A 25,881-nucleotide genomic window follows, 5' to 3' on the forward strand; every position below is an offset into this window, starting at 1 on the left:
AACGGCGCCTCAAACCGTCGCCAGTTCCCGCTGCGCCCCACCCTTCAGCAACTTGGCAATCGCTTCCGTTCCCATCGGCTTCGCGAAGTAGAACCCCTGCATTTCATCGCACGCGCGCTCGCGCAGGAAATCGAGTTGCGCCGACGTCTCCACGCCCTCGGCGATCACCTGCAACTTCAGCGAATGGGCGAGCGCGATGATCGCCGACGTGATCGTTTCGTCATCGGCCGACACGCCGATGTCGGAGACGAACGAGCGGTCGATCTTCAAGCGGTCCACCGGAAAACGCTTCAGATAGCTGAGACTCGAATAGCCGGTGCCGAAGTCGTCGATGGCAAGCCCAATGCCGAGCGCGTGCAGCTCGTTCAGCATCGACACCGCTTCTTCGGCGTTGCGCATGATCGTGCTTTCGGTCAGTTCGAGTTCGAGGTATTGCGGCTCCAGACCGGTTTCGGCCAGCACCTGCATCACGAGCTTCGCGATATCGCGCTGCTGGAACACCCGCGCCGACAGATTCACCGACACCCGCGTCGGCGGTAGGCCTTCGTCCTGCCAGGCCTTGTTCTGGCGACACGCCTCGCGCAGCACCCACTCGGACAGCGGCCCGATCAGCCCGCTCTCCTCGGCGAGCGGAATGAACGACGACGGCGGCACCAGCCCCACCTCCGGATCGCGCCAGCGCACCAGCGCCTCGGTACCGACAATCTGCCCGCTGCTAATGTCCACCTGCGGCTGGTAGTGCAGCAGGAATTCGTTGTCGCGCAGCGCGCGCCGCAGACGCCGCTCCAGATTCAGACGCGCGCCGGCGCTCGCGTTCATCTCCGGCTGATAGAACTGGAACGTGTTGCGGCCCATGTCCTTCGCGCGATACATCGCGAGGTCGGCCTTTTTCATCAGCGTTTCGGCGTCTTCCCCGTCTTGCGGGAACAGGCTCGCGCCCATGCTGCAGCCCACGTACAGCTCGGTGCCGTCGAGCCACACCGGCTCGGAGATCGACGCGCGCACGCGCTCCATCCACGCAATCAGCGATTGTTCGTCGACGGTGTCGGTCATCACGATCACGAACTCGTCGCCGCCGTGGCGCGCCACCGTGTCGCTAGTGCGCGTGCAGCGCGCGAGCCGCTCGGCCACCACGCTCAACAGCCGGTCGCCGACGCTATGGCCGAGACTGTCGTTGACGTTCTTGAAGCCATCCAGATCGATGAACACGACCGCGACGCCCTTATGCTGACGCTGCGCGACGATCAACGCATGCTGCAAGCGGTCGCGCAGCAGATTGCGGTTCGGCAGGCGTGTCAGGCTGTCGTAGTTGGCCTGGTATTCGAGCTGCTCCTGATAGCGCATCAGATCGGTCACGTCGTTGATCACGCCGATGTGATGCGTGATCACGCCGTCCGTATTCGGCACCGGCGCAATGAACAGCTGATTCCAGAACAGCGCGCCGTCCTTGCGATAGTTGCGCACCACCGCGCTGACTTCGCGGTTCGCGCCGAGCGCCTGACGGATCAGCGCGACGCCTTCCTGATCGCGGTCGTCGCGCTGCAACACGCGGCAATCGTGGCCGATCACTTCGGCGGGATCGTAGCCGGTGATACGCATGAACGCCGGGTTCACGTATTCGATCAGATTGCCCGTCGGCGACGGCGCCGTGATCAGAATCGCGTTGACGCTCGCGTCGAGCGCGCGGCTTTGCAGGCGCAGCGCGAGATCGGCGCGCTTGCGTTCAGTGATGTCGGTGTACGAACCGAGCACGCCGATCACGCGGCCGTCGCCGTCGGTGAACGGCAGCTTGCTCGTGACCGTGGTGCGATGCACGCCGTCGATCACCAGATCGACTTCAAAACTCATCTTCGGCACGCCGGTGCTCACCACTTCCTTATCGTGATCGTTGAGCAGGTCGGCGAAGGCGCGCCACGGCAGGTCGGTGTCGGTCTTGCCGACCACCTGCTCGGGATAGGCGAGGCCCGCGTCGCGCGCGAACGCCATATTGCAGCCGAGATAGCGTGACTCCAGGTCCTTCCAGAAAATCCGCTGCGGAATGTTGTCGATCACCGCTTCGAGCATCTGGTTCGAACGCTGCGCTTCGGCTTCGGCGTTGATCTTGTCGGTAACGTCGTCGGCCAGCACGAAAAACGCGGAGCGGCCCATGAAGTTCAGCGCGTGATACGAGATGTCGGCGCTGATCGTCGAGCCGTCCTTGCGCCGGTGATGCCAGATGCCCGCCATCGTGCGGCCGCGCGGCGCCATTTCGCTGCGCTGCAGATGCGATTCGAGCCGCGCGATTTCCACGTTCGGCCGGATCGCGCGAATCGTCATGCCGAGAAATTCGCTCTCGGCGTAGCCGTATTGCTGGATCGCGGCCGCGTTGACGGCGAGAAACCGCATCGTTTCGCGATCGAAGATGTACATCGGCACCGGATGATCGTCGAACAGGCCGCGAAAGCGCTCGTCGTTGCGGCCGAGCGCGCGCACGGTGCGCAGTTTTTCGCGGGCGCTGCTTTCGCGGGCGCCGAAGGTGAAGATCAGCAGCGCGCTGCCGGCCAGCATGGTGACGATCAGCAGGAACATGGCGCGCTGGGTTTCGCTGGCCGATGCCGAGAGCGACGCCTGCAGCGCGCGGCTCTCCTCACTGCGCAAGGCCGCGAGACCGGCTTCCACGCGATCGAGGCCGAGCCCGAGATGCGTATAGGTCGACGCGGCCCACGCGCGCGACGCGCTCGGCTCGGCGCTGACGCTTTTCAACAGCGCATCGTCGATGTCGTGTTGCAAAGCGTGGCTGTCGGCGCTCAGTCTCGCCAGCTTGTCGAGCATGGCCGGTTCGCCGGCCAGTTCGCTGCGCAGGTCGCGCTCAAGGCCCGCGAGCGCCGCCCGCGTCGTGCTGGCCGCGCTGACCGGCGCCGGCTCCCCCGTCGCCTCGAAGCGGCCGAGCGTGGCGAGACCGCCGTCGAGCGCCGTCTGGTAGGCGTCGAGGTTCTCGCGCACGCTGGTCGAACGCAGCACGCGCGCGTCGGCATCGCGCTGACCGCAAATCTGCGAATAAGCGACGAACGCGTTCGCGCCGACCGCGGCAGCGACGACTGCCAGATTGATCAGCAGCCGCTTCGATAAAAAAGAATTCATGGATTCCGAACGTCAGATCGTTCCGAGGGCGGGAGCGCGCGGTCGCTTTCGGTGCGTCAGGCCGCATCGATGCGAGTTTTTTTACGCGCCAACCCATGGATAACGGCAAGGTTCGGAGCGGGTTGAGGGTGTGGGTGAAAAAATAGGCAACTTGGGGTAGGCGGCGGGATTCGGGCGCTGCCGGTTAGGCGATTTCGGCCAGACGGTTTCGGTTCGGCGGTTTCGGCCAGACCCACCGGCCAAGCGTCCTTAGTTAGCCGCCCCCAGCTAGGCGCCGCCGCCAAATTCCTTCATGGCCGGCACGAAGTCGTGGTTGGCCTCCGGCTTGCGCGACAGCTTGGCGAGCACGTAGCGCTTGAACGGATCGAGCTCGGCCCAGCGAGCCACGCTCGGCGCGGTCAGACCGGCTAATCCCGCCTGGTGCGTGACGCCTTCCGGCACGCTGTCGGTACGGCGCCAGAGCGGTGCTTCCTCGGGTGTGAACCACTCCGGCTCGACATTGGCGTGAGTGCGTAGCATTTCGAACAGCGCGTGGTCGAAATTCGGTTCGATTTCCGTGTCGTCGTCGACCGGAAAACGCGCCAGCAGTTTGCGGTCTTCGAGCGGCAGCATTTGCCACTGCGCGAGCGTGATACGCAAACCGAAACGGTCGAGGTTGAAGCGAACCGACATCGGGATGAACGTGAAATTCTCCGAAGACTCGACCTCGAAGTTGAACAGAAGCGGTGCTTCGTTGAGTCCCATGACAGTGTCCTCGTGGATAGCGGGCAACATGCAAGCCCGGCTTGAGGTATTTTAGAACCTTATTCGCGCGGTGACGGCACGCGGCGGCACGAGGGCGGCCCATCCGCGCCCCGCGCTGCGGCGCGGAAGAAACGCGGCACGCCGCTGGCATGCAGGCGGCAAGGTATAGGAGTGAGTGAGTTTGAACGAACTGGAAACAGCCGGACAACCGGGCGCAGTGGAGCGTCAGGTGCACCGGCATCGCGGCGCGGCGGTTGAAACCGTCACCGATCACGTCGGTCAGGAATGGCCGGTCGCGCTCGTCTTCAACGGTATTTCGCACGCGGTGATGATGTGTACGCCGCGCGATCTGGAAGCGTTCGCGGTCGGTTTCGCGATTTCGGAAGGCATCGTGGCGCGCGGCAGCGACATTCACGACATCGAAGTCGAGCTGCACGACGACGGCGAATTGCCGCATGCCGAAGTGCAATTGCAGGTGGTACAGCAGGCCTTCGTCGCGCTGAAGGAAAAGCGCCGCGCGCTCGCCGGACGCACCGGCTGCGGCGTCTGCGGAATCGAAAGTATCGATCTGCTGGATCTGAACCCGGAACGGGTGCCCGATACCGGCTTTTTACAACGGCTCGCACCGGACGCGATCGCCCGCGCCGCCCATGATTTGCCCGAACACCAGGCGCTGACGCGGCTGACCGGCGGCCTGCACGCCGCCGCGTGGTGCGATGCGGCAGGCGCGATCCGCTACGCGTTCGAAGATGTTGGCCGTCATAACGCGCTCGACAAGCTGATCGGCCAGCTCGTGCTGGATCGCGTGGATACGAAAGAGGGTTTTGTGTTTCTGTCGAGCCGCGCCAGTTACGAGCTGGTGCGCAAAGCGGCGCGCGTCGAGGTGCCGATGGTCGCGACGATCTCGGCGCCGTCGTCGCTGGCCATTGCGATTGCCCGCAAGGCGGGCGTGCGGCTGGTGAGCTTCTGCCGCGAGACGAGCTACGTCGACTACGACACGTTGCAGCCGGCGCCGGGTTGAGCGTCGAGTTGAGCGCGGCATGCATCGGCATCCCACGCCACGGGATTGACTTCAAATCTGGCCTCTTTTCGGCGAATTACACGCGCTCCGATCGGCTCACACTAGCATCGTGCCAATCGAGAGAGCCGCCCGAAAATGTCATCCCGTCACGCCAAAAATCGTCCGTTCGGTCTTGATCTGCCTGAGCTGTTTACGTCCGAACCGATGCTCCCTGCGGGTGTCGATGCCGACATGATGGACGGCCTGCACCGCTCCTCCGGGAAAGTCTTGCAGCTTGCCACGCTGACCCATCAAGCCGTGGCGCGCGGCGACGCGGCGGCGGCGGAAGCGGCACGGGCATCGCTCGAACAGCAGCTCGCCATCTCTACCAGCCTGATCGACCAGCTTCTGCTCGACGGCACGGACCAACCTACGACACATTGAGCAGCCGGAAGGCCAGGCGGAATTCATCGCCGTATCGCGGCAATGTCGCAACTCCGAGAACTGAAATGAGTGCTTTGACCGTAATTCTCTGCATCTGGGCGATGGTCGCCTTTTGCGCGATTCTTTTCATTCGCGGCGCAACGGCGCGCGTGAAACGGCCAGCGGCGCCGCATAAGCGTCCGGCACGCTTTTCGATCGCGGAATAACGCGCGCGGGTCGGGCGATGGCGCTTTTATGCGCGTCGCCCTCCCCGTGTTGCAACAACGCTTACGGAAACGCCCGGAAATCCGGCTTGCGCTTCTCGAAGAACGCCTTGAACGCTTCGCGCGCTTCCGGCGCGAGCAGCATCTTGCCGAAATGCACGGCTTCTTCCGACATCTGCGTCTGCAATTCCTGCTGGCTCGCGCGCTTCATCAAACTCTTCGTCACGCGCAGTGACGAGGCCGGCAACGCCGCCAGCTTCGCAGCCTGCGCAGCAGCGAACGCATCCACTTCACTCGCCGGCAACACGCGATTTACAAAGCCCATGCGTTGCGCTTCGGTCACGTCGAACGCTTCGCCGAGCAGCAGCTTTTCCGCCGCCGCCTGATAGCCGCCCACACGCTGCAGCAGCAAGCTCGACGCCGCTTCCGGGCACAGCCCGAGTTGCGCGAACGGCAGCGAAAAGCTGGCGGTGTCGGCCGCATAGACCAGATCGCAATGCAGCAGCAGCGTCGTGCCGATGCCCACGGCCGGACCCGCCACCGACGCCACCACCGGTTTCTCCGCCGAGCTGATCGCGCGCAGGAACTGGAACACCGGCGCGTTTTCGCCCATCGGTGGCGATTTCATGAAGTCTTCGAGATCGTTGCCGGCGCTGAAAATACCCGCGCTGCCGCGAATCAGAATCGCGCGCACCGAGGTGTCGGCTTGCGCGTCGACCAGCGCGTCGGCCATGGTCTGATACATCGCGGCCGTGATCGCGTTTTTCTTGTCGGGCCGGTTGAAGGCAATCGTCAGCACGCCGTCGGCGCGCTCGACCAGAATATCCATTGTCATCTCCTTCTTCTCCTCGTGATCCTGCTGAGAATGTGGAAACGGTTCGCAAGCCAGCCGGCCTGCGAACCGTTCCGCGGTCCTTAAGGGGTGCCCATGGGGACCTGTGCAAACACCGGGGTGGCCGGCGTTATCCGGTTTACAGACGCTCGATAATGCCTGCCGCGCCCATGCCGGTGCCGACGCACATCGTCACCATGCCGTACTTGTAATTGCGGCGGCGCAGACCATGCACCACCGTCGACGCACGAATCGCGCCGGTCGCGCCCAGCGGGTGGCCGAGAGCGATCGCGCCGCCGAGCGGGTTGATCTTCGACGGATCCAGCCCGAGGTCCTGAATCACCGCCAGCGATTGCGCGGCGAACGCTTCGTTCAGCTCGATCCAGTCGATGTCGTCGATCTTCAGGCCGGCGGCCTTCAGCGCGGCCGGAATCGCTTCCTTCGGACCGATACCCATGATTTCCGGCGGCACGCCGCGCACGGCGAAGCTGACGAAACGCGCGAGCGGCGTCAGGTTGAATTCCTTCAGCATCTTTTCCGACACGACGATCAACGCGCCCGCGCCGTCCGATGTCTGCGAGCTGTTGCCTGCCGTGACCGAACCCTTGTTCGCGAACACCGTGCGCAGCTTGGCGAGGCCTTCCAGCGTGGTTTCCGCACGCGGACCTTCGTCGAGCGACACTTCGCGCGTCTTCACCTTCACTTCGCCGGTGGCGAGATCGGGGAAACGCTCGGTGATCGTGTACGCGGCGATTTCGTCGTTGAACTCGCCGGATTGCTGCGCGGCGATCGCGCGGCGGTGCGATTCGACCGAGAACGCGTCTTGCGCTTCGCGGCTGATCTTCCAGCGTTCGGCGACTTTCTCTGCCGTCAGGCCCATGCCGTACGCAATGCCGAAGTCTTCGCTGCGATCGAAGATGTGCGGCGACATGGACGGCTTGTTGCCCATCATCGGCACCATGCTCATCGATTCGCAGCCGCCGGCGATCATCGCGTCGGATTCACCCACGCGGATGCGGTCCGCCGCCATAGCCAGCGCGGTCAGGCCCGACGCGCAGAAGCGGTTCACCGTGACGCCGCCGACCGAGTTCGGCAGGCCGGCCAGCAGTGCGCCCATGCGCGCGACGTTCAGGCCTTGTTCCGCTTCCGGAATCGCGCAGCCGATGATCGCGTCTTCAATCACTTTAGTGTCGAGGCCGGGCACTTGCGCCACGGCCGACCGGATGGCGTGCACCAGCAGTTCGTCCGGGCGCGTGTTCTTGAACATCCCGCGCGGCGCCTTGCCGATCGGCGTGCGGCTCGCGGCGACGATGTATGCGTCTTGCAATTGCTTTGACATTTTTAGCTCCATTGTCGGTGGGAGTTGGCGCTTTGGCGTCTGCTCCCACCCCATACACGTGTTTGCCGCTTAGTTACGAACCGGTTTGCCGGTTTGCAGCATGCCCATGATCCGTTCCTGCGTCTTCTGCGTGCCGAGCAGGTCGACAAACGCACGACGCTCGAGTTGCAGCAGCCATTCTTCGTCGACGAGGCTGCCGGCTTCGACGTCGCCGCCGCACACCGCTTCAGCGATGCGGCTCGCGATCAGGTAGTCGTGCTCGCTGATAAAGCGGCCGTCGCGCATATTGACGAGCGACGCCTTGATAGTCGCGATCGCCGAGCGGCCGGCCACCGGCACCTGCGTGACGCGCAGCGGCGGACGGTAACCCGCCACGGACAGCGCGCGCGCTTCCTTCTTCGCGATGTCGAGCAGCTCGAACACGTTGAAGACGATCGTGTCCGACGGCTTCAGGTAACCCATGGCGCGGGCGTCGAGCGCGGACGCCGAGACCTTTGCCATGGCCGCGTTTTCGAACGACTTCTGCACGAACTTCAGCAAGTCGTTGGTCGCGCCGGCTTGCGTCGCCGCTTCCGCTGCGCGCAACGCCGCTTCCTTCAGGCCGCCGCCGGCCGGCACGAGACCGACGCCGACTTCCACCAGACCGAAATAGCTTTCGATATGCGCAACCCGCTTCACGCTATGCAGCGCCAGCTCGCAACCGCCGCCAAGCGCAATGCCCGACACGGCCGAGATGACCGGCACGCTCGCGTACTTCACGCGCAGCATGCCTTGCTGGAATTTCTTGACGAACGGCTCGATGCCCTTCGCGCCGCCCATCATGAACGCGGGCATCGCTTCTTCGAGGTTGGCGCCGGCGGAGAACGGGCCACCCGGCGTGCCGAGCTTCAGCGACGTGGGCTGCCACACCACCAGACCCTTGTAGTCCTTCTCGGCGAGTTCGATAGCCTGCGTCAGACCGTCGATCACCGACGGTCCGATCGTGTTCATCTTGCTTTTGAACGACACGATCAACACGTCGTTCTCGCCGGCGCGGTCGTCGACCCAGGCACGCACGGCGTCCGTTTCGAACAGCGTCTTGCCGTAGGTCTTCGGATCGGCCGAGGTCTCGCCGACCAGCGGTGCACGGAACACCTGCTTGTCGTACACGCCCAGCGAGGAGCGCGGCACGAACGTCTGCGAAGCCGGCGACCACGAACCTTCGTTGGTATGCACGCCGCCCTTCTCAGCAACCGGACCTTCGAGCACCCACGACGGCAGCGGCACGTTCGACAGCGCCTTGCCCGCCGCGATGTCTTCCTGCACCCACTCGGCGACCTGCTTCCAGCCGGCCGTCTGCCAGCCTTCGAACGGACCTTCGTTCCAGCCGAAGCCCCAACGGATCGCCAGATCGACGTCACGCGCGTTGTCGGCGATCGATTCCAGATGCACGCCGATGTAGTGATACACGTCGCGGAAAATTGCCCACAGGAACTGCGCCTGCGGATGTTCCGATTCGCGCAGCAGCTTCAGACGCTCGGCCGCCGGGCGCTTCAGAATACGGCCGACCAGTTCGTCCGCCTTCGCGCTGCCGTCCACGTACTCGCCCGTCTTCGGGTCGAGCACCTTGATCGCCTTGCCTTCTTTCTTGTAGAAACCGGCGCCGGTCTTCTGACCGAGCGCGCCCTTCTTCACCAGTTCGGCCAGCACGGCCGGCGTTTCGTAGACCGGGAAGAACGGGTCGTCCTTCAGCGTGTCCTGCATCGTCTTGATGACGTGCGCCATCGTGTCCAGACCGACCACGTCGGCAGTGCGGAACGTCGCGGACTTCGCACGGCCCAGACGCGCGCCGGTCAGATCGTCCACTTCGTCGAAACGCAGGCCGAATTTCGCGGCTTCGGTCACGACCGCGAGGATCGAGAAAATACCGACGCGGTTAGCGATGAAGTTCGGCGTGTCCTTCGCGCGCACGACGCCCTTGCCGACCACGCTCGTCAGGAACGATTCGAGCTGATCGAGAATTTCCGGACGCGTCGTCGCGGTCGGGATCAGTTCGACCAGGTGCATGTAGCGCGGCGGATTGAAGAAGTGCACGCCGCAGAAGCGCGCCTTCAGTTCATCCGGGAAACCTTCCGACAACGACGTGATCGACAGACCCGACGTGTTGGTCGCGAAAATCGCGTTCGGTGCGAGATGCGGCGCGACCTTCTTGTACAGGTCGTGCTTCCAGTCCATCCGTTCGGCGATCGCTTCGATCACGAGGTCGCATTCGGCGAGCTTCTCGATGTCGTCGTCGTAATTGGCCGGCTGGATGTATTGCGCGTCGTCCTTCACGCCGAACGGCGCCGGCGACAGCTTCTTCAGATTCTCGATCGCCTTCAGCGCGATCGCGTTCTTCGGGCCTTCCCTGGCCGGCAGATCAAAAAGAAGCACAGGCACCTTGGCGTTGATCAGGTGCGCTGCGATCTGCGCGCCCATCACGCCGGCGCCGAGCACGGCTACCTTGCGAATGATCAGATTGCTCACGTCGTTCCTCCGGGGAGTTATGCGATGTCGCGAAGCTTCGATGTGAATGCCTAGCGATGTAATGTGATGTGATGTAGGGCTGACACAGACGCCGCACGCGTTACGCGCGGCGCCTGTCGTGAGGAGGCTTTAGAACAGCGCTTCGTCGACTTCCATCATCGACTTCGAACCGGCGCGCGCCTGACGGATCGTCATGGCCGTTTCCGGCAGCAGCTTCGCGAAGTAGAAACGCGCGGTGGCGAGCTTGGCCTTGTAGAACGGATCGCCCGACGCTTCCTTGTCCAGCGCGACACGCGCCATGCGGGCCCAGAAGTACGAGAACACCAGGTGGCCGACGGTACGCAGATACGGCACGGCGGCGGCGCCGACTTCGTCCGGGTTCTGCATGGCCTTCATGCCGATTTCCATCGTCAGCTTCTGCACCTTGTCGCCGATATCGGCGAGCGGGTTGATGAACTCCTGCATTTCCGGCTTGATGCCTTCGGCTTCGACGAAATCCGACACCAGCTTGCCGAACTTCTTCATCTTCGCGCCCATGTCGCCGAGAATCTTGCGGCCGAGCAGGTCGAGCGCCTGAATCGCGTTGGTGCCTTCGTAGATCATGTTGATACGCGCGTCGCGCACGTACTGCTCCATGCCCCACTCGGCGATGAAGCCGTGGCCGCCGTAAATTTGCATGGCGTGATTGGTGCTCTCGAACGCGTTGTCCGACAGGAACGCCTTCAGGATCGGCGTGAGCAGCGCGACGAGGTCGGCCGCGTCTTTACGGGCGGCTTCGTCGGCGTGCGACAGTTCTTTGTCGATATGCAGCGCGGACCAGTACGAGAACGCGCGCGCGGCTTCGGCGTAGGCCTTCTGCGTGAGCAGCATGCGGCGCACGTCCGGATGCACGATGATCGGATCGGCAGCTTTTTCCGGCGCCTTCGGGCCCGTCAGCGAACGCATCTGCAGACGCTCTTTCGCGTACGTCAGCGAGTTCTGATAGCCGATTTCGGTCAAGCCAAGACTCTGCATGCCGACGCCGAGACGCGCGGCGTTCATCATCACGAACATGGCGTTCAAGCCCTTGTTCGCCTCGCCGACCAGCCAGCCCTGCGCGTTGTCGAGATTGATCACGCAGGTGGCGTTGCCGTGAATGCCCATCTTGTGTTCGATGGAACCGCACTTCACGCCGTTGCGCGCGCCCGGCTCACCGGCTTCGTTCGGCACGAACTTCGGCACGATGAACAGCGAAATGCCCTTGGTGCCGTTCGGTGCGCCCGGCAGACGCGCGAGCACCAGGTGAACGATGTTCTCCGCGAGATCGTGTTCGCCGCTGGAGATGAAAATCTTGGTGCCGCTGATCGCGTACGAGCCGTCGCTGTTCGGTTCGGCCTTGGTGCGCAGAATGCCGAGGTCGGTGCCGCAATGCGGTTCGGTCAGACACATCGTGCCGGTCCAGACGCCCGCGACCAGCTTCGGCAGATAAGTTTTTTGCAGTTCAGGCGTGCCGTGCGCGTGCACACATTCGTACGCGCCATGCGACAGACCCGGATACATGGTCCATGCCTGGTTCGCCGAGTTCAGCATTTCGTACAACGCGTTGTTGACGAAGGCCGGCAGACCCTGGCCGCCGTATTCCGGATCGCAGCCCAGCGCGGGCCAGCCGGCTTCCACGTACTGCTGGTACGCTTCCTTGAAACCCTTCGGCGTGGTCACGACGCCGTCGCCGACGTACGTGCAGCCTTCCTGGTCGCCGCTGTGATTGAGCGGGAACAGCACCTGGGAGCAGAACTTGCCGGCCTCTTCGAGCACCGCGTTGATGGTGTCGACATCGAGATCCGCGTGCTTCGGCATCTGCTTGATTTCGGCTTCGACGTTAAGCAGTTCGTGCAACACGAATTGCATGTCGCGCAGCGGCGCGGCGTACTGTCCCATGACTCTCTCCAAAGTTTGACAAGAAGCCAGGCTGTTAGCTGAGTCCGTGGATCGGAACTTTCTGCGCCGCGAATCTTTTGAGGTTTGGCGGCTCGGCTAACGGCTTTCGCTTTGATACGAAACAATCAATTTTTCCAGCGCGGCCCACGTGAGGCGCACAGCGTCCGGCAAGTGCAGGAAGCGCGCGTCGTGATGCAGACCGAGCGTGAAGCTATACAGTTCGAACAGCATCAGTTGCGGATCGGTGTCGGCACGCAGATGCCCTTCTTCCATCGACTGCGAAATGGCGCGCGTGAGTGCCGCACGCCAGATCGTCACGCTCGACACCAGTTGTTCACGCACCGGGTTATCCGCGCGGTCGTCGTACTCGACGGCGCCGCTGATGTAGATGCACCCGGTCGTGACTTCCTGAATGCGCTTCTCGATCCAGCGGGAAATCATCGCGCGCAAGCGCGGCAAGCCACGAGGCTCGCGCAAGCTCGGGAAGAACACCTCGTCTTCGAAACGACGGTGATATTCGCGCACGACTTCGACCTGCAAATCCTCGCGCGACCCGAAATGCGCGAACACACCGCTTTTGCTCATCTGCATGCGCTCAGCCAGCAGCCCGATCGTCAGACCTTCCAGTCCGTCGCGGCTTGCCAGATCGAGTGCTGCTTCGAGAATCGCGGCTCGCGTTTGTTCGCCTTTTCGCATAGCTTTTTACCGTTCTAATGTGACCGAAAGAAAATCGAACGGCCGTACTATTATTGTGGGCGGCCGCCCGCTAAACAAGGACTTTATTAGAAACCGGTTTCTAACCAGGTTCCAATTCTGCGGCATCCGTCAATCAGAGGAATCAGATTTTTTAGAGGCCTTTGCCAGGCCTTTGTCTTGAGACAGAGGTTGCTAGCGAAGGTGCTCACGTTCTCCGATTGCCGCAGCCGGCCGACATGATGCAGCAAGTCGGCCGGAATCGAGAAGGATTCGAGTCAGTGCGGGTTTTGGAGGGGTGCGGCGGCGTGGGGGAAGCGCTGCTGGAGAGCACTGGCGACCCGCGTCAGAACGTCGTCCCAGTCGCCTCGACGCGGTTGGGTGAAGAGGCGCAGGCTGGCGTACCAGGGACTGTCGTCGCGGCCCTGGAGCCAGCGCCAGCAACCCGCAAAACGGTTGAGAAGCCAGACGGGTTTGTCCATCGCCGCGGCAAGATGGGCGACTGAAGTGTCGACTGAAATCACGAGGTCGAGGTTGGCGATCAAGGCGGCGGTGTCGGCGAAGTCCGTGAGGTCGGCGGTCCAGTCGGTGAGCGGGGTTGAGTTCAGGCCTGCGCCGACGGCCGAGGTGGCGCGTTTGGACGGGTCGTCTGTCTTTTGCAGACTGATCCAGTGGATGTGCGGCAGCGCCAGCAACGGCGCGATCTGCGCGAAGGTGAGGCTGCGCAGACGGTCTATGGCGATGCCCGAATGGCCGCCTGCCCACACAATGCCCACGCGCGGTAGATGCCTCGTTGGCAGCGCCTCCAGTCGCACGCGCCAGATGGCGGCCTGTTTGGAATCGGCGTGCAGGTACGGCAGCTCGGCCGGGATCGTGTTCACCTGCGTATGAAACGCCATCGGCAGCGACATCAGCGGACAGTAGCAATCCCACTCGGTCAGATCGGCCGGCACGGTGTCGAGCAGCACGAGGCCCGGCCAGCGGGAGCATAAAGACTGCTCGTACAGACGGCGCAATGCGGGCGGGCAGACGTAGCCGACGAGGGGAAAACGCTCAAGCAACAACGGCAAATAGCGGACGAACTGCAAGCTGTCGCCGAAGCCTTGTTCGTCCAGGACAAGCAGGTTTTTATGAGCCATCAGTTTGATCGGCTTGTCGATGCCAAGGCGCAAGTCCTCGCCGCTCCATCGCGGCAGCGGCACTTGCACAGGCTCGCGTGCTGGGGTTCCGTCGGCATGCTTGAAGCTGATCCAACGGTCTTCGAAATACGGCCATGCCTCTTCGTAACGGCCGGTGGCCAGCAAAGCCATTGCCAGGTTGTTTCGCGCGATGAGATTCGCAGGCGCCAGTTCGAGCGCGCGGCGGTAGTGCCGCTCAGCTTCGTCCAAAGCGCCGAGGTCGCCGTAAATACGCCCGAGATTGTTATGCGCGGCCGAGTTGTCCGGGTCGAGTTCGAGCGTGCGGCGATAGCTGACGGCGGCTTCGTCGAGACAGTCGTGATGCTGTAGCGTCAACGCCAGGTTGTAGTGCAAGGCCGCGAAGTCCGGGCCGATTGCGAGCCCCTGGCGCAGACTGTCGATCGCCCCCGCGAAGTCGCCCAGCCTGAGCTGGATCGCGTAGAGCGTGTTGTAGAAGATCGGTTCGGGGTGAATCTGGATCGCGCGTTCAAGCCAGGTGTGGGCGGCTTCTGCGTGACCTGAGACAAGCGCAAGCAGGCCTCGCAGATGCAAGGCGCCGACGTGCTCGGCGTTGTGTTCGAGGATTTGGCTGGCGAGCGTTTGGACTTCGTCGAAACGGCCGGCTTGATAGGCCGTCACGGCGCGGTCGTGAAGGCGCGAAAGATCGTCGGATGGGGTAGAGGATGCGGCTGGCGAGGTGGGCAATGGCGTCTCCGTGACGCGGCCGGTCCGCTTGCCGTGAGTGTGCAGTCGAACCGGCTGCTGGGCGTGAAGAAGGTCGATAGATCGGCGACGCATGTCATGCATCTGGTCGCCCGATTTTTATCGAGCGCAGATTATGTTTGCCACTTCACGGAGAGTCTTTAGGATCGGTCTGAAACGTGCGGGGCTATACGTGAGCGCGTGAGTGCGTCGCGGAGACGCACGCACGGGTTCAGGTTCAGTCGTACCCACCCACCGTCAACACCTTCATCACGGCCCGATACATCGTATAGGCAAGCCAGTTGAGCACCCGCTCGCCAGCCGGCCGCGCGTCGTAATGCGCCTCGTCGATGCGCCGCGAGTCCTTGAACGCGACGAGAATCGCTTCACGCAACGCGTCGATCGCGGGATCGTTCACCAGCACCACGTTGGCTTCGTTGTTGAGCATCAGGCTCAGCGCGTCGAGGTTCGACGAACCGACCGTCGCCCAGTTCGAATCCACCACCGCGACCTTGCCGTGCAGCAGCGTCTTCTCGTACTCGGCGATCTGCACGCCGGCCTTCAGCAGCGCGCGATACAGAAACGGCACCGCGTAATCGAGCGCCTTGAACTCCTTGCGCCCGACAATCAGCTTCACGTCGACCCCGCGCCGCGCCGCCAACACCAGCGCGCGACGCAGCTTGCGGCCCGGCATGAAGTACGGGTTGGCCAGCAGCACTTCGCTGCGCGCCTGGCCGATCGCGGTCAGATAAGCTTTCTCGATGGCGCGACGGTTGATCAGGTTGTCGCGCGCAACAAACGCAACGCACGGCTCGCCGCCCGCCCACAAGGCTTCGTTGCGGCGCCGACGGCGTCGCCGCAAACTGCCGAGCGACGCGCTCGTCTTCGGTCCAAGGTCCGGCTCCAATGACTCGATCGGCCGGTGTCCGAGCCGAATCCGCCGCCATTGCACTTCGAATGCCTGACGCACGTCGGCGACCACTGGTCCGTGCAATTCGACGGCGAAATCCCAACGCCGGTAAGGCAGCCGCTCGCCGTCGTTCTCGTAGTCGTCGACGATATTAATGCCGCCGCAATAGGCGAACTGATCGTCGATCACCGCCAGTTTGCGGTGCGTGCGCGAAAAGCCGAAGCGGCCGAACAGATGCGGGTTGTAGATGCGATGGTCGATGCCGGCCATCGGCCACTCGGTGAACATTGGCAAGCGCGCGGTGCCGATGCCGTCGGTAATCACGCGCACCTTCACGCCGCGCGAGGCCGCGCGCAGCAATGCCTCGCTGATCGCCTTGCCGGCGTCATCATGGCAGAAGATGTAGGTTTCGAGCACGACGTCGTGTTGCGCGGCATCGATGCGCGCGACCAACGCGCTGAAGAATTCATCGCCGGAACGCAGCAGCTTGACGTCGTTGCCGCTAGTGAAGCGATAGCGCTGCCAATAGCGGCGGCCGAGCAGCGATTGCCGCAGGCGGGCAAAACGGCGCGCGCCGCCGACGCTCACTGGTCACGCTCGCCGTCGTCAGCCGCGGCACCTGTCGCGTGACGCCCGGCGAGCCGCTTCGGCAATTGCAGAATCGCATCCGCATTCGACGACGAAAAGCAGCGCGACGCCGCCTCTTCATACGGCAGCCACATAAATGCGGTGTGCTCGCGCGGCGCGAGCCTCACGTTGAGTTGCTCGGGCACCTGCACGCTGAACCAGTGTTCGGTGTTCTGGATCACGCCTTCGGCATAGCGATGCCGGAACTCCGGGTAGATCTCGTACTCGATCGAATATTGCCAGTCGAACAACGCGCTTTGCGGCACGAGCCGGCCGCCAATCACAATGCCGGTCTCTTCGGCGACTTCGCGCACGGCGGTGTCGCCGAACGCTTCATCGAGCTGATCTTTGGAACCGGTCACCGATTGCCAGAAGCCGGCATGGTCGGCGCGCTCGATCAGCAGCACCTCGAGCGCGGGTGTATGGATGACGACGAGTACGGATTGCGGAATCTTCGGCGGTTTCGGCATGGTGTGGAAACTGGGCGCAGGGTCTGCGCGATACATGTCGGATGACGGTCGAAAGCTGTTGCTGCGACTGTAACGCAAAAAACGAAAAAGGCGCTGGGAGTTGCCTCTGCGCCTTTTTCGTTTCGGTTTTGATCGCGGCAGTGGATCACCTGCCGCTTCGCGCGCCGCACGCTGCCGTTTCCGGACAGCGCGGGCCACGCTTGAACCTGCTTATTTATACCTTCGGTTCCGGCGTACGCACACGAATGTGCAACTCGCGCAACTGGCGCTCGTCCACTTCGCTCGGCGCCTGCGTGAGCAGACACTGCGCACGTTGCGTCTTCGGGAACGCGATCACGTCGCGGATCGAATCGGCGCCGGCCATCATCGTGACGATGCGGTCCAGACCGAACGCGATACCGCCGTGCGGCGGCGCGCCGTATTGCAGCGCGTCGAGCAGGAAGCCGAACTTGGCTTGCGCTTCTTCCGCGTTGATCTTCAGCGCGCGGAACACCTTGCTCTGCACTTCTTCACGGTGGATACGCACCGAACCGCCGCCGATTTCCCAGCCGTTCAGCACCATGTCGTAGGCCTTCGCGAGGCAGCGCGCCGGATCCGTTTCCAGATACTCGAGGTGCTCGTCCTTCGGGCTCGTGAACGGGTGATGCGCGGCGACGTAACGGTTGTCTTCCTCGTCGTACTCGAACATCGGGAAGTCGATCACCCACAGCGGCTTCCAGCCGGACTCGACCAGACCGTTGGCCTTGCCGAATTCCGAATGGCCGATCTTCAGACGCAGCGCGCCCAGGCTGTCGTTCACCACCTTCGCGCGATCTGCCGCGAAGAAAATGATGTCGCCGTCTTGCGCGCCGGTGCGCTCGATGATCGCCTTGACCGCTTCGTCGTGCAGGTTCTTGACGATCGGGCTTTGCAGACCGTCACGGCCCTTCGCGACTTCGTTGACCTTGATCCAGGCCAGACCCTTCGCGCCGTAGATGCGCACGAATTCCGTGTAGCTGTCGATATCGCCACGCGAGAGCTCGCCGCCCTTCGGCACGCGAATCGCGGCAACGCGGCCGTCTTTCGTGTTAGCCGGCGTGCTGAACACCTTGAAATCGACGTCTTTCATGGCGTCGGTCAGGTCCGTGAATTCGAGCTTCACGCGCAGGTCGGGCTTGTCCGAACCGAAACGGCGCATGGCTTCCGAATACAGCATGACCGGGAATTTTTCGTCCAGCGAGACGCCGATCGTTTCCTGGAAGATGTGACGGATCATCGCTTCGAACAGATCACGAATTTCCTGTTCCGTCAGGAACGAGGTTTCACAGTCGATCTGCGTGAATTCCGGCTGACGGTCGGCGCGCAGGTCTTCGTCGCGGAAGCACTTGACGATCTGGTAGTAGCGATCGAAGTTCGCCACCATCAGCAGTTGCTTGAACAACTGCGGCGATTGCGGCAGCGCGAAGAACTGACCCGGGTTCGTACGCGACGGCACGAGGTAGTCGCGCGCGCCTTCCGGCGTGCTCTTGGTGAGCATCGGCGTTTCGATGTCGATGAAACCCTGGCCGTCGAGGTACTTACGCGCTTCGATCGCGACGCGGTAGCGCAGACGCAGGTTGTGCTGCATCTGCGGACGGCGCAGATCGAGCACGCGATGCGTGAGGCGCGTGGTTTCCGACAGGTTGTCGTCGTCGAGCTGGAACGGCGGCGTGATCGACGCGTTCAGCACGATCAGCTCGTGGCACAACACTTCGATCTTGCCGCTCTTCAGCGTGGCGTTCGTGGTGCCTTCCGGACGGTTACGCACCACGCCCTTGATTTGCACGCAGAACTCGTTGCGCACGCCTTCGGCGGTCTTGAACATCTCCGCGCGGTCCGGGTCGCAGACAACCTGAACGAGGCCTTCGCGATCGCGCAGGTCGATGAAGATGACGCCGCCATGGTCGCGGCGGCGGCTTACCCAGCCGCACAGCGAGACGGATTGGCCCAGCAGTTCTTCGGTCACCAGACCGCAGTATTCAGATCTCATCGACATGATGTTTGTCTTTCGTTATGCATTGGTTGAGCGGCGCGCGGCGATGAACGCCACGCACCGGCATTACAGCGGAGGCTCGACTGTCGTGCGGCGCACCGGCGCCGGCGGCGCGGACGGCGCCACGACGCCCATCGAGACGATGTACTTGAGCGCTGCGTCGACCGTCATGTCGAGCTCGATCACTTCGCTCTTGGGCACCATCAGGAAGAAGCCGGACGTGGGGTTCGGCGTAGTCGGCACATACACGCTGACGTGATCTTCTTTCAGGTGGTTGACCACGTCGCCGCCCGGAATTCCGGTCAGAAACGCAATCGTATAGGAGCCGCGGCGCGGATACTCGATCAGCAGCGCCTTGCGAAACGCATTGCCGCTGCTCGACAGCAAGGTATCCGACACCTGTTTGACGCTGGTGTAAATCGGGCCGACCACCGGAATGTGCGCGACCACGACTTCCCACCACTTCACGAGCTTCTGCCCGATGAAGTTCTGCGTCAACAGCCCGACGACAAAGATAAAAGCGAGCGTGAGCACCGCGCCGAGCCCCGGCAGACGAAAGCCGAGCGCGCGCTCCGGCTGCCAGGAACTGGGCAGCAGCAACAGCGTCTGGTCCATCGTGCCGATGATCAGGCCGAGCACCCACAGTGTGATAGCCAGAGGCACCAGCACCAGCAGGCCAGTCAGGAACACCGATTTGAGCGTCGTTTTTTTCGTCGTCATGTGTACCGCCAGAAAGCCGCGCGGGTCAGGACCGGCGCGCGGCGTGTGCGCCGCCCGTGAGGGCGGCAGTCCGACTAGGCGCTGCCGGAACCGCTCGAACTCGGCGCCGCTGCCGGTGCGGCAGCAGGCGCGGCCGGCGTTGCGGCTGCATTCGACGACCCGGCGGCGGCTGCGCCAGCGGCTGGGGCCGTGTCGGATTTCGCGGTGCCGTTTTCGGCAGCTGCGCCATTCTCGGCGCTGCCGCCATTGGCTGCGCCATTCGCGTCGGGCTTGGCCGGCGCCTTCGCGCCGCTATTGCCATTGCGGAAATCGGTGACGTACCAGCCGGAACCCTTCAACTGGAAACCCGCTGCAGTCACCTGCTTGCGAAACGTGTCTTTCCCGCATTCGGGACACTGCGACAACTGGGGATCGCTCATCTTCTGAAGCACGTCCTTCCCGAAGCCGCATGACTCGCAACGATACGCGTAGATCGGCATGATCTTTTCCCTACTGAAATCTAGTAAACGCTTGCAAAGCCTTGAATTATAGCCGCAAACGATGTCCCTCCCCCGGTTTTCGGGGACGGGGCCCGACGCAGCCGCCGGACGCGTAAATGGGGGCGGCGGGGGTCAAATCAAGGGCGGCCAATGGTCCGCGCCGAACGCGGACGCGCGGACTTAGCCGCGACGACGCCAGGTTAGCCAGCGCTCACGTCCAGCGAACACCGGAATCGAGTCGTTCACGGCTTCGTCTTCGATCAGCTCGAAGTACGGCTTGAGCAGCGCGTCGAGCTCGGCGCGTTCGATGCCGAACGGCGGCCCTTTCGGCGTCGCGCCGATGAAATAGAAACCGGCAAGCTGCGCGCCGTTGGGCAAGAGTTCGGCCATGCGTCGTGCGTAGTCGGCGCGGAGCGCAATCGGCAATGCACAGAGAAAAGCCCGCTCATAAATCCACTCGGGCGCGAAGGGTGGCTCGTAGGTGAAGAAGTCCGCCTGCTCCACCAGATGCGCGTGCTGCGCGCCCAATTGTGCATGCGCCGCCGCAACTGCGGCCGGCGAGAAATCAATCGCTCGAACCGGGTTGCCGTGCTCGGCCAGCCAGAGCGCCTCGTACGCGCTGCCACAGCCCGGAATCAGCACCGCCGCGCCTGAGTGGCGAGCGGCGAAAGCCTGAAACGCCGACGGCACGCCCGCCTGATCCCAAGGCATGAAGCCGCGCTCGAAGCGCTCGTCCCAGAACCGCGGCGAATTGGGGTCGCGACTTGTGAAGTCAGGCACGGCAGGTTGGGTCGGGTCGCTCATTGCATGCCTCGTGGATCAGGTCTGAATCAACCGCCGTACGCGAGCGCCAGAAACGCCCGCGCTAGCACCGCGCCCACGCCGACCGCCACGCCGAACAACAGCAGGCCTTGCAGCAAACGGTTGGTGCGCTTCTGTTCGAGCAGGATCTGGCGAATCATGTCGTCGTTCGCGCCGTGCTTGTTGTCGTGCCGCTCGGCCAGCACGTGATGAATCAGGCGCGGTAACTGCGGCAGCGTCTTACTCCACTGCGGCGCCTCGATCTTCAACCGTTCGTACCAGCCGCGCAGGCCGATCTGTTCGTTCATCCAGCGTTCGAGATACGGCTTCGCGGTCTTCCACAGATCCAGTTCAGGATCGAGCGAGCGGCCGAGCCCTTCCACGTTGAGCATGGTCTTTTGCAGCAGAACCAGTTGCGGCTGAATCTCGACGTTGAAGCGGCGCGACGTGGAAAACAAACGCATCAGCACCTGACCGAGCGAAATATCTTTTAGCGCGCGGTCGAAATACGGCTCGCAGACCGCACGGATCGCGCTTTCGAGTTCCTCGACGCGCGTGGTGGGCGGCACCCAGCCCGACTCCAGATGCAGCGTGGCGACGCGATGGTAGTCGCGCTTGAAGAACGCGAGGAAGTTCTGCGCCAGATAGTTTTTATCGAAGTCCGACAGCGCGCCGATGATGCCGAAGTCGAGCGCGATATAACGGCCGAAGTGCGCCGGATCGAGGCTCACCTGAATGTTGCCCGGGTGCATGTCGGCGTGAAAAAAGCCGTCGCGGAACACCTGGGTGAAGAAAATCTCGACGCCTTCGCGCGCCAGCTTCGGAATGTCCACGCCCGCCGCTCGCAGCGTCTCGACCTGGCTGATCGGCACGCCGACCATGCGCTCCATGACCAGCACCGTGGGCGTGCAGAACTCCCAATACATTTCCGGCACCAGCAGCAGATCGAGCCCCGCGAAGTTGCGACGCAACTGGCTGCCGTTGGCCGCCTCGCGCATCAGATCGAGTTCGTCGTGCAGGTATTTGTCGAATTCGGCGACCACCTCGCGCGGCTTAAGGCGCTTGCCGTCGGCCCACAGGCGTTCGGCCCAGACGGCGATGTCGCGCAGCAGCGCGAGGTCGGAGTCGATCACCGGCAGCATGTTCGGCCGCAGCACCTTCACCGCGACGGACTTGCCAGCATGCTGCCCGGCCTTCACCTTCGCGAAGTGCACCTGTGCGATCGACGCACTCGCCACCGGCGTCCGTTCGAAATCGTCGAACAGCACGTCGACCGGCGCGCCGAGTGCGCTCTCGACCAAACCGATCGCCACCGCCGAATCGAACGGTGGCACCTGATCCTGCAGCTTCGCTAATTCATTGGCGATATCGACCGGCAACAAGTCGCGGCGTGTCGACAACACCTGGCCGAACTTCACGAAGATCGGCCCGAGGCTCTCCAGCGCAAGCCGCAAGCGCACGCCCGGCGGCGCTTCGAACTTGCGGCCGATCATGGCGATACGCAGCAGCAACCGCACGCGCCGGTCGTTGATGCGGCCGAGCATCATCTCATCGAGACCGAAGCGGATAACCGTGAAAAAAATCTTGAGAAAACGCAGAAAACGCATAGTTGTGCCCGTTGACTAGCGCGTGCCGCGCGACATGGCGGCGCCGCCCGGCGCATCGGCGCCGCGGGCTTCGACCTTCTGTTCAAGACGCTCGACGCGTTTTTCGACCCGCGCCAACGCGTCGCGCGCGCGCGCCAGCTCGACGTTGAAATCGTCGAGCGCAGCGCGGCGCACCAGTTGTGGATTTTCGTCGAGCAGATATTCGGCAGCGGTGTCGAGCAGGTTGCGCCCGGTGCGCTGCACGTGTTCACCGACCGTGCGCACGACCGAGGCCACCCGCCAGGCCGGCCCGTCGCCGATGAATTTCGCCAGATCCTCTTCCGGTTCCCAGCGCAGATGCTCGGCGAGTTTGGCGATCACCGTGGCGAACTCAGCGTCGCCTTCGATCTTCACGTGCTTCATCACGGCGGCCTGGCCGCCTTGCACGAACGCCGGCAACGCGTCGGACGGCACCGAGATCGTCACGTCGAACTGTTGCGCCTCGGTTTCGCCCACTGCGCCAAGATAGCCGTCGGGCTGCACCAGCAGCGTCAACACGACCGGCGGGCACGCCAGCCTGGCGGTCTTGCCCGCGTAAGGGGCGAGGCGCTCACGAGCCCACGATTCGCGGGCGAGCAGATGATTGACAGCAGCAGCGAAGGGCTTGGCGGCGAGGGTCATTGAAAGTGGCAAGAAAAAACCCGCGCGGGCGAGGTGCCCGCGCGGGTTCCTATTGTAACGTCCGTTCGCTTCGCGGCCTGCTATGCCGAACGGCCAACGCTTTGTGCAAAGTCAGGGCAAACCGCGTTGCCCCGACGCTGTCGCGCGATGGTGTCAGTGCTGCGCGACCTGCTGGATACCGGCCAGCAGCCAGCCTTCGCCCGCACGGTTCGCCTTCGACAGATTCCACACTTCGACGAACGGCTCCGCGGCCGCGCCTGGCGCTTCGCGGATCAGGCCGGAGAAGCGCACGCTCGCGAAGTACTCGTTCGCGCGCTCTTCGACGCCCAGCATCTCGGCGTTCAACTGGACGATGTCCGTCTGGTTAGCCTCCGAACCGCGCGAGGACAGATCCACCTTCACTTCGGCGAACATTTCCGGCGTGGTGAATTCGCGGATGTCTTCCGTATTGCCGACGTCCCATGCGGCTTGGAGTCGCACGAAGTACACCTTGGCGTTACGCAGGAACGCGTCCGAATCGAAACCAGCCGGTACAGCCGGCGCCGGGTTGATGGTCGGCGTATTCAGCGGGTTGCCTTGCGGCTCGAGATACGAACCGGTGGGCGGCGCGCTGTAGCGCGGTTCCTGCGGCGCGTAGCCGGTGTTGCCGGCATTCAGCGACGGCGAAGCGCCGGCGTACGCCGGTTGCGCCGTGTCGCGCTTGCGGTTCATGAAGCGACGCACCAGCCAGATGCCGATCATGGCCAGCACCGCGATCACGATCATATTGGCCATAGCGCCGGCAAACGCGCCGCCCAGACCAAAGTGCGACAGCAGCGCGGCGATACCCAGACCGGCCGCCAGGCCGGCGATCGGTCCAAGCCAGCGCGAGCGGTTAGGCGCGGCGGCGGCGGCCGGCGAAGGCGCCGGAGCCGGCTGCGCACGCTGCTGCATGGCCTGATTGCTTTGGGAAGGCGACGAGGGGGCGGATTGCTGCTGAACCGTGTTCGACTGACGGCCAATACTACGGCCACCGCCCATGCGGCGAGCTTCCGCATCGAGCGAAGCGAGGGAGCCGGCCACGATCAGACCGACCATCGCGATCAGTCCGATTCTTCTCACCAGCGACCGCTTAACCTTACGGGGAGATAACACACCTGAATCGGACATTTTGGTACTTTCCTTTAAAAATCGATGGGTTAGGAACCCTAGTATTTGGTCCCCACATGTAAAGCTACCACGCCAGCTGACAAATTGTAATATTTGACGCCGTCCAGGCCCGCTTGTTCCATCATTGTTTTTAAAGTTTCCTGGTCCGGATGCATCCGGATCGATTCCGCCAGGTATTGATAGCTCTCGGCGTCCTTCGCAAAGCGTTCGCCCAACCACGGCAACACCTTAAAAGAATAGACGTCGTAGACTTTTTTGAGCGGATCCCACACCTTCGAGAATTCCAGCACCAGCAGGCGCCCCGACGGCTTCAGCACGCGCCGCATTTCCGCCAGCGCGATATCCTTGTGCGTCATGTTGCGCAAGCCGAACGCCACCGTGACCACGTCGAAGTAGTTGTCCGGAAAGGGAATTTTCTCGGCGTCGCAAAGCAGCGCCGGGGTGATCACCCCCTTGTCCAGCAGACGATCGCGGCCCACGCGCAGCATCGATTCGTTGATGTCGGTGTGCCAGACCTCGCCGGTTTCGCCGGCCCGCTTCGCGAAGGCTTTCGACAGATCGCCCGTGCCGCCCGCGATGTCGAGCACCTTGTAACCCGGCCGCACGTTGGCCTGAGCGACGGTGAACAGCTTCCACGCCCGGTGCATCCCGCCCGACATCAGGTCGTTCATCAAGTCGTAGTTGGCGGCAACCGAGTGGAACACGCCCGCCACCTTCTGCGCTTTGTCCTGTTCGTCGACCGATTGAAAGCCGAAGTGGGTTTTGCTCATCGCGCTTGTCCTTTCGCGTATTCTGAAATGTTGCGCCGCATCAGTGCGGCGATCAGGGCGAATCGTATCAGTGACAGTGCCCATGCGCAGCGCCGGATGGAATCATCGGCGTATCCCGGTCGACGCCGGCTGCCTCCAGTTTGGCGAGATAGGCGGCCCAGAGTTCATCCTGATGCACCGCCATGTCGTACAACTGGTCCCACGAATAGATACCGGTAGCGTGCCCGTCGGAGAAAGTCGGCTGCAGCGCATAGTTGCCGACGCCTTCGATCATGGTGATCGTCACGTCGCGCTTGCCGGTCTGCAGGGTTTGCTGGCCGGGCCCGTGGCCCTGCACTTCCGCCGACGGCGAATACACGCGCAACAACTCGAACGGCAGCCGGTACGCTTCGCCGTTTGCGTACTGCAATTCGAGCACACGCGATTTGGAATGCACGACCACGCCGGTCGGCACAGGTGTATCGGGGGTCAGTCCGCTCATGATCGAGCCTCATAAGAAAACGCCGCGCCGTCCCAGCTTTGCGCCCTTGAAAGGCTCCTGGCGCGACGCGGCAAGTTGAGCGCAGCGCTCAACCCAATGCCTGTTCGATTTCCTGACGCACCGCTTCGCGCAGCAACGTAGCCTGCGCGCGGCGCGACGACAGCATCGCTTCGGACACCGTGCGCTGACGCGGCGCCCAGATGGGCAGAGGGAAATGCGCGTCGTTCGAAAAACGCGGAATCACGTGCCAGTGCACGTGCGGCACCTGGTTGCCGAGGCTCGCGAGATTCACCTTGACCGGCTGCATGACGCGCCGCGTCGCGCGTTCGACCGCGTACACGGCCTTCATCACGCGATCGCGGTCGCCGTCGGCGAGATCCGAGAATTCGACCACATGGTTGTTCCAGATCACCCGGCAGAAGCCCGGGTAATCATGTTCGTCGGCGAGGACGACACGCAGGGTGTCGTCCTGCCACAGCACATCGCCACCGTCTTCGCGGCAAAAAACGCAGTCCATCG

22 protein-coding genes are annotated in these 25,881 nt (G+C 63.2%); 2 read left to right on the forward strand and 20 right to left on the reverse strand.

The window, feature by feature from the left end; translation table 11 throughout:
- Positions 1-9 precede the first annotated feature (9 nt).
- Both GGD40_RS10230 and GGD40_RS10235 read right to left on the reverse strand, forming a co-directional pair.
- Positions 10-3,120 carry a sensor domain-containing protein gene (locus GGD40_RS10230; protein ID WP_179743591.1) on the reverse strand — a complete coding sequence of 1,037 codons (3,111 nt, stop codon included), beginning with the start codon at positions 3,118-3,120 and terminating at the stop codon, positions 10-12.
- A gap of 267 nt (positions 3,121-3,387) precedes the next feature.
- On the reverse strand, positions 3,388-3,864 hold the full coding sequence (locus GGD40_RS10235; protein WP_035553436.1) for a nitrate reductase associated protein: 477 nt from the start codon (positions 3,862-3,864) through the stop codon (positions 3,388-3,390).
- A gap of 181 nt (positions 3,865-4,045) precedes the next feature.
- On the opposite strand from GGD40_RS10235, the gene fdhD reads away from it, so the two are divergent.
- Positions 4,046-4,885 (forward strand): formate dehydrogenase accessory sulfurtransferase FdhD, encoded by an 840-nt coding sequence (fdhD, locus tag GGD40_RS10240; RefSeq protein ID WP_179743592.1) that lies wholly within the window; start codon positions 4,046-4,048, stop codon positions 4,883-4,885.
- A gap of 135 nt (positions 4,886-5,020) precedes the next feature.
- A complete protein-coding gene (locus GGD40_RS10245; protein WP_179743594.1) occupies positions 5,021-5,308 on the forward strand; it encodes a hypothetical protein in 288 nt (95 codons plus the stop codon).
- Positions 5,309-5,575: 267 nt separating this feature from the next.
- Here the strand turns inward: GGD40_RS10245 and GGD40_RS10250 are convergent, their stop codons facing one another.
- The 18 genes from GGD40_RS10250 to GGD40_RS10335 all read right to left on the reverse strand — a co-directional run bounded on the left by GGD40_RS10250 (position 5,576) and on the right by GGD40_RS10335 (position 25,879).
- Complete coding sequence (locus tag GGD40_RS10250) at positions 5,576-6,346, reverse strand: enoyl-CoA hydratase (RefSeq protein WP_179743596.1); 771 nt, start codon at positions 6,344-6,346, stop codon at positions 5,576-5,578.
- A 136-nt stretch (positions 6,347-6,482) separates the two neighbouring features.
- Positions 6,483-7,682, reverse strand: a complete 1,200-nt coding sequence (locus GGD40_RS10255) for an acetyl-CoA C-acyltransferase (protein WP_035553443.1) — start codon at positions 7,680-7,682, stop codon at positions 6,483-6,485.
- 69 nt (positions 7,683-7,751) lie between these two features.
- A complete protein-coding gene (locus GGD40_RS10260) occupies positions 7,752-10,187 on the reverse strand; it encodes a 3-hydroxyacyl-CoA dehydrogenase/enoyl-CoA hydratase family protein (RefSeq protein WP_179743598.1) in 2,436 nt (811 codons plus the stop codon).
- Between the two features lie 129 nt (positions 10,188-10,316).
- On the reverse strand, positions 10,317-12,104 hold the full coding sequence (locus tag GGD40_RS10265; protein ID WP_179743600.1) for an acyl-CoA dehydrogenase C-terminal domain-containing protein: 1,788 nt from the start codon (positions 12,102-12,104) through the stop codon (positions 10,317-10,319).
- Between the two features lie 96 nt (positions 12,105-12,200).
- On the reverse strand, positions 12,201-12,800 hold the full coding sequence (locus GGD40_RS10270) for a TetR/AcrR family transcriptional regulator (protein WP_035553448.1): 600 nt from the start codon (positions 12,798-12,800) through the stop codon (positions 12,201-12,203).
- Between the two features lie 275 nt (positions 12,801-13,075).
- Positions 13,076-14,614, reverse strand: coding sequence for a tetratricopeptide repeat protein (locus GGD40_RS10275; RefSeq protein ID WP_373565274.1), 1,539 nt, complete (start codon positions 14,612-14,614; stop codon positions 13,076-13,078).
- A gap of 301 nt (positions 14,615-14,915) precedes the next feature.
- Entirely contained in the window at positions 14,916-16,175 is a 1,260-nt protein-coding gene (clsB, locus tag GGD40_RS10280; protein ID WP_179743602.1) for a cardiolipin synthase ClsB, read from the reverse strand.
- Positions 16,172-16,684 carry a dihydroneopterin triphosphate diphosphatase gene (gene nudB, locus GGD40_RS10285; protein WP_179743603.1) on the reverse strand — a complete coding sequence of 171 codons (513 nt, stop codon included), beginning with the start codon at positions 16,682-16,684 and terminating at the stop codon, positions 16,172-16,174. The genes clsB and nudB overlap by 4 nt, the downstream gene beginning before the upstream one ends.
- A 214-nt stretch (positions 16,685-16,898) precedes the next feature.
- The gene (aspS, locus tag GGD40_RS10290; protein WP_179706930.1) at positions 16,899-18,698 is read right to left on the reverse strand and encodes an aspartate--tRNA ligase; all 1,800 of its coding nucleotides are present in this window, start codon (positions 18,696-18,698) and stop codon (positions 16,899-16,901) included.
- A 63-nt stretch (positions 18,699-18,761) separates the two neighbouring features.
- Positions 18,762-19,415 carry a DUF502 domain-containing protein gene (locus GGD40_RS10295; protein WP_035553453.1) on the reverse strand — a complete coding sequence of 218 codons (654 nt, stop codon included), beginning with the start codon at positions 19,413-19,415 and terminating at the stop codon, positions 18,762-18,764.
- 74 nt (positions 19,416-19,489) lie between these two features.
- Positions 19,490-19,894, reverse strand: coding sequence for an FmdB family zinc ribbon protein (locus tag GGD40_RS10300; RefSeq protein WP_179743604.1), 405 nt, complete (start codon positions 19,892-19,894; stop codon positions 19,490-19,492).
- Between the two features lie 180 nt (positions 19,895-20,074).
- Positions 20,075-20,698 carry a methyltransferase domain-containing protein gene (locus GGD40_RS10305; RefSeq protein ID WP_179743605.1) on the reverse strand — a complete coding sequence of 208 codons (624 nt, stop codon included), beginning with the start codon at positions 20,696-20,698 and terminating at the stop codon, positions 20,075-20,077.
- Between the two features lie 26 nt (positions 20,699-20,724).
- Complete coding sequence (gene ubiB, locus GGD40_RS10310) at positions 20,725-22,302, reverse strand: ubiquinone biosynthesis regulatory protein kinase UbiB (protein WP_179706936.1); 1,578 nt, start codon at positions 22,300-22,302, stop codon at positions 20,725-20,727.
- Positions 22,303-22,317: 15 nt separating this feature from the next.
- Positions 22,318-22,962: a ubiquinone biosynthesis accessory factor UbiJ gene (locus GGD40_RS10315; protein WP_035553461.1), complete on the reverse strand. Its 645-nt coding sequence runs from the start codon at positions 22,960-22,962 to the stop codon at positions 22,318-22,320.
- Positions 22,963-23,115: 153 nt separating this feature from the next.
- Positions 23,116-24,111 (reverse strand): Tim44 domain-containing protein, encoded by a 996-nt coding sequence (locus GGD40_RS10320; protein ID WP_179743606.1) that lies wholly within the window; start codon positions 24,109-24,111, stop codon positions 23,116-23,118.
- Between the two features lie 38 nt (positions 24,112-24,149).
- The gene (gene ubiE / locus GGD40_RS10325) at positions 24,150-24,881 is read right to left on the reverse strand and encodes a bifunctional demethylmenaquinone methyltransferase/2-methoxy-6-polyprenyl-1,4-benzoquinol methylase UbiE (RefSeq protein WP_035553465.1); all 732 of its coding nucleotides are present in this window, start codon (positions 24,879-24,881) and stop codon (positions 24,150-24,152) included.
- 67 nt (positions 24,882-24,948) lie between these two features.
- The gene (locus GGD40_RS10330) at positions 24,949-25,362 is read right to left on the reverse strand and encodes a gamma-butyrobetaine hydroxylase-like domain-containing protein (protein WP_179743607.1); all 414 of its coding nucleotides are present in this window, start codon (positions 25,360-25,362) and stop codon (positions 24,949-24,951) included.
- An 88-nt stretch (positions 25,363-25,450) separates the two neighbouring features.
- Entirely contained in the window at positions 25,451-25,879 is a 429-nt protein-coding gene (locus GGD40_RS10335) for an HIT family protein (protein ID WP_179743608.1), read from the reverse strand.
- Positions 25,880-25,881 lie beyond the last annotated feature (2 nt).

Source organism: Paraburkholderia bryophila (assembly GCF_013409255.1).
In the GTDB taxonomy this organism is placed as follows: domain Bacteria; phylum Pseudomonadota; class Gammaproteobacteria; order Burkholderiales; family Burkholderiaceae; genus Paraburkholderia.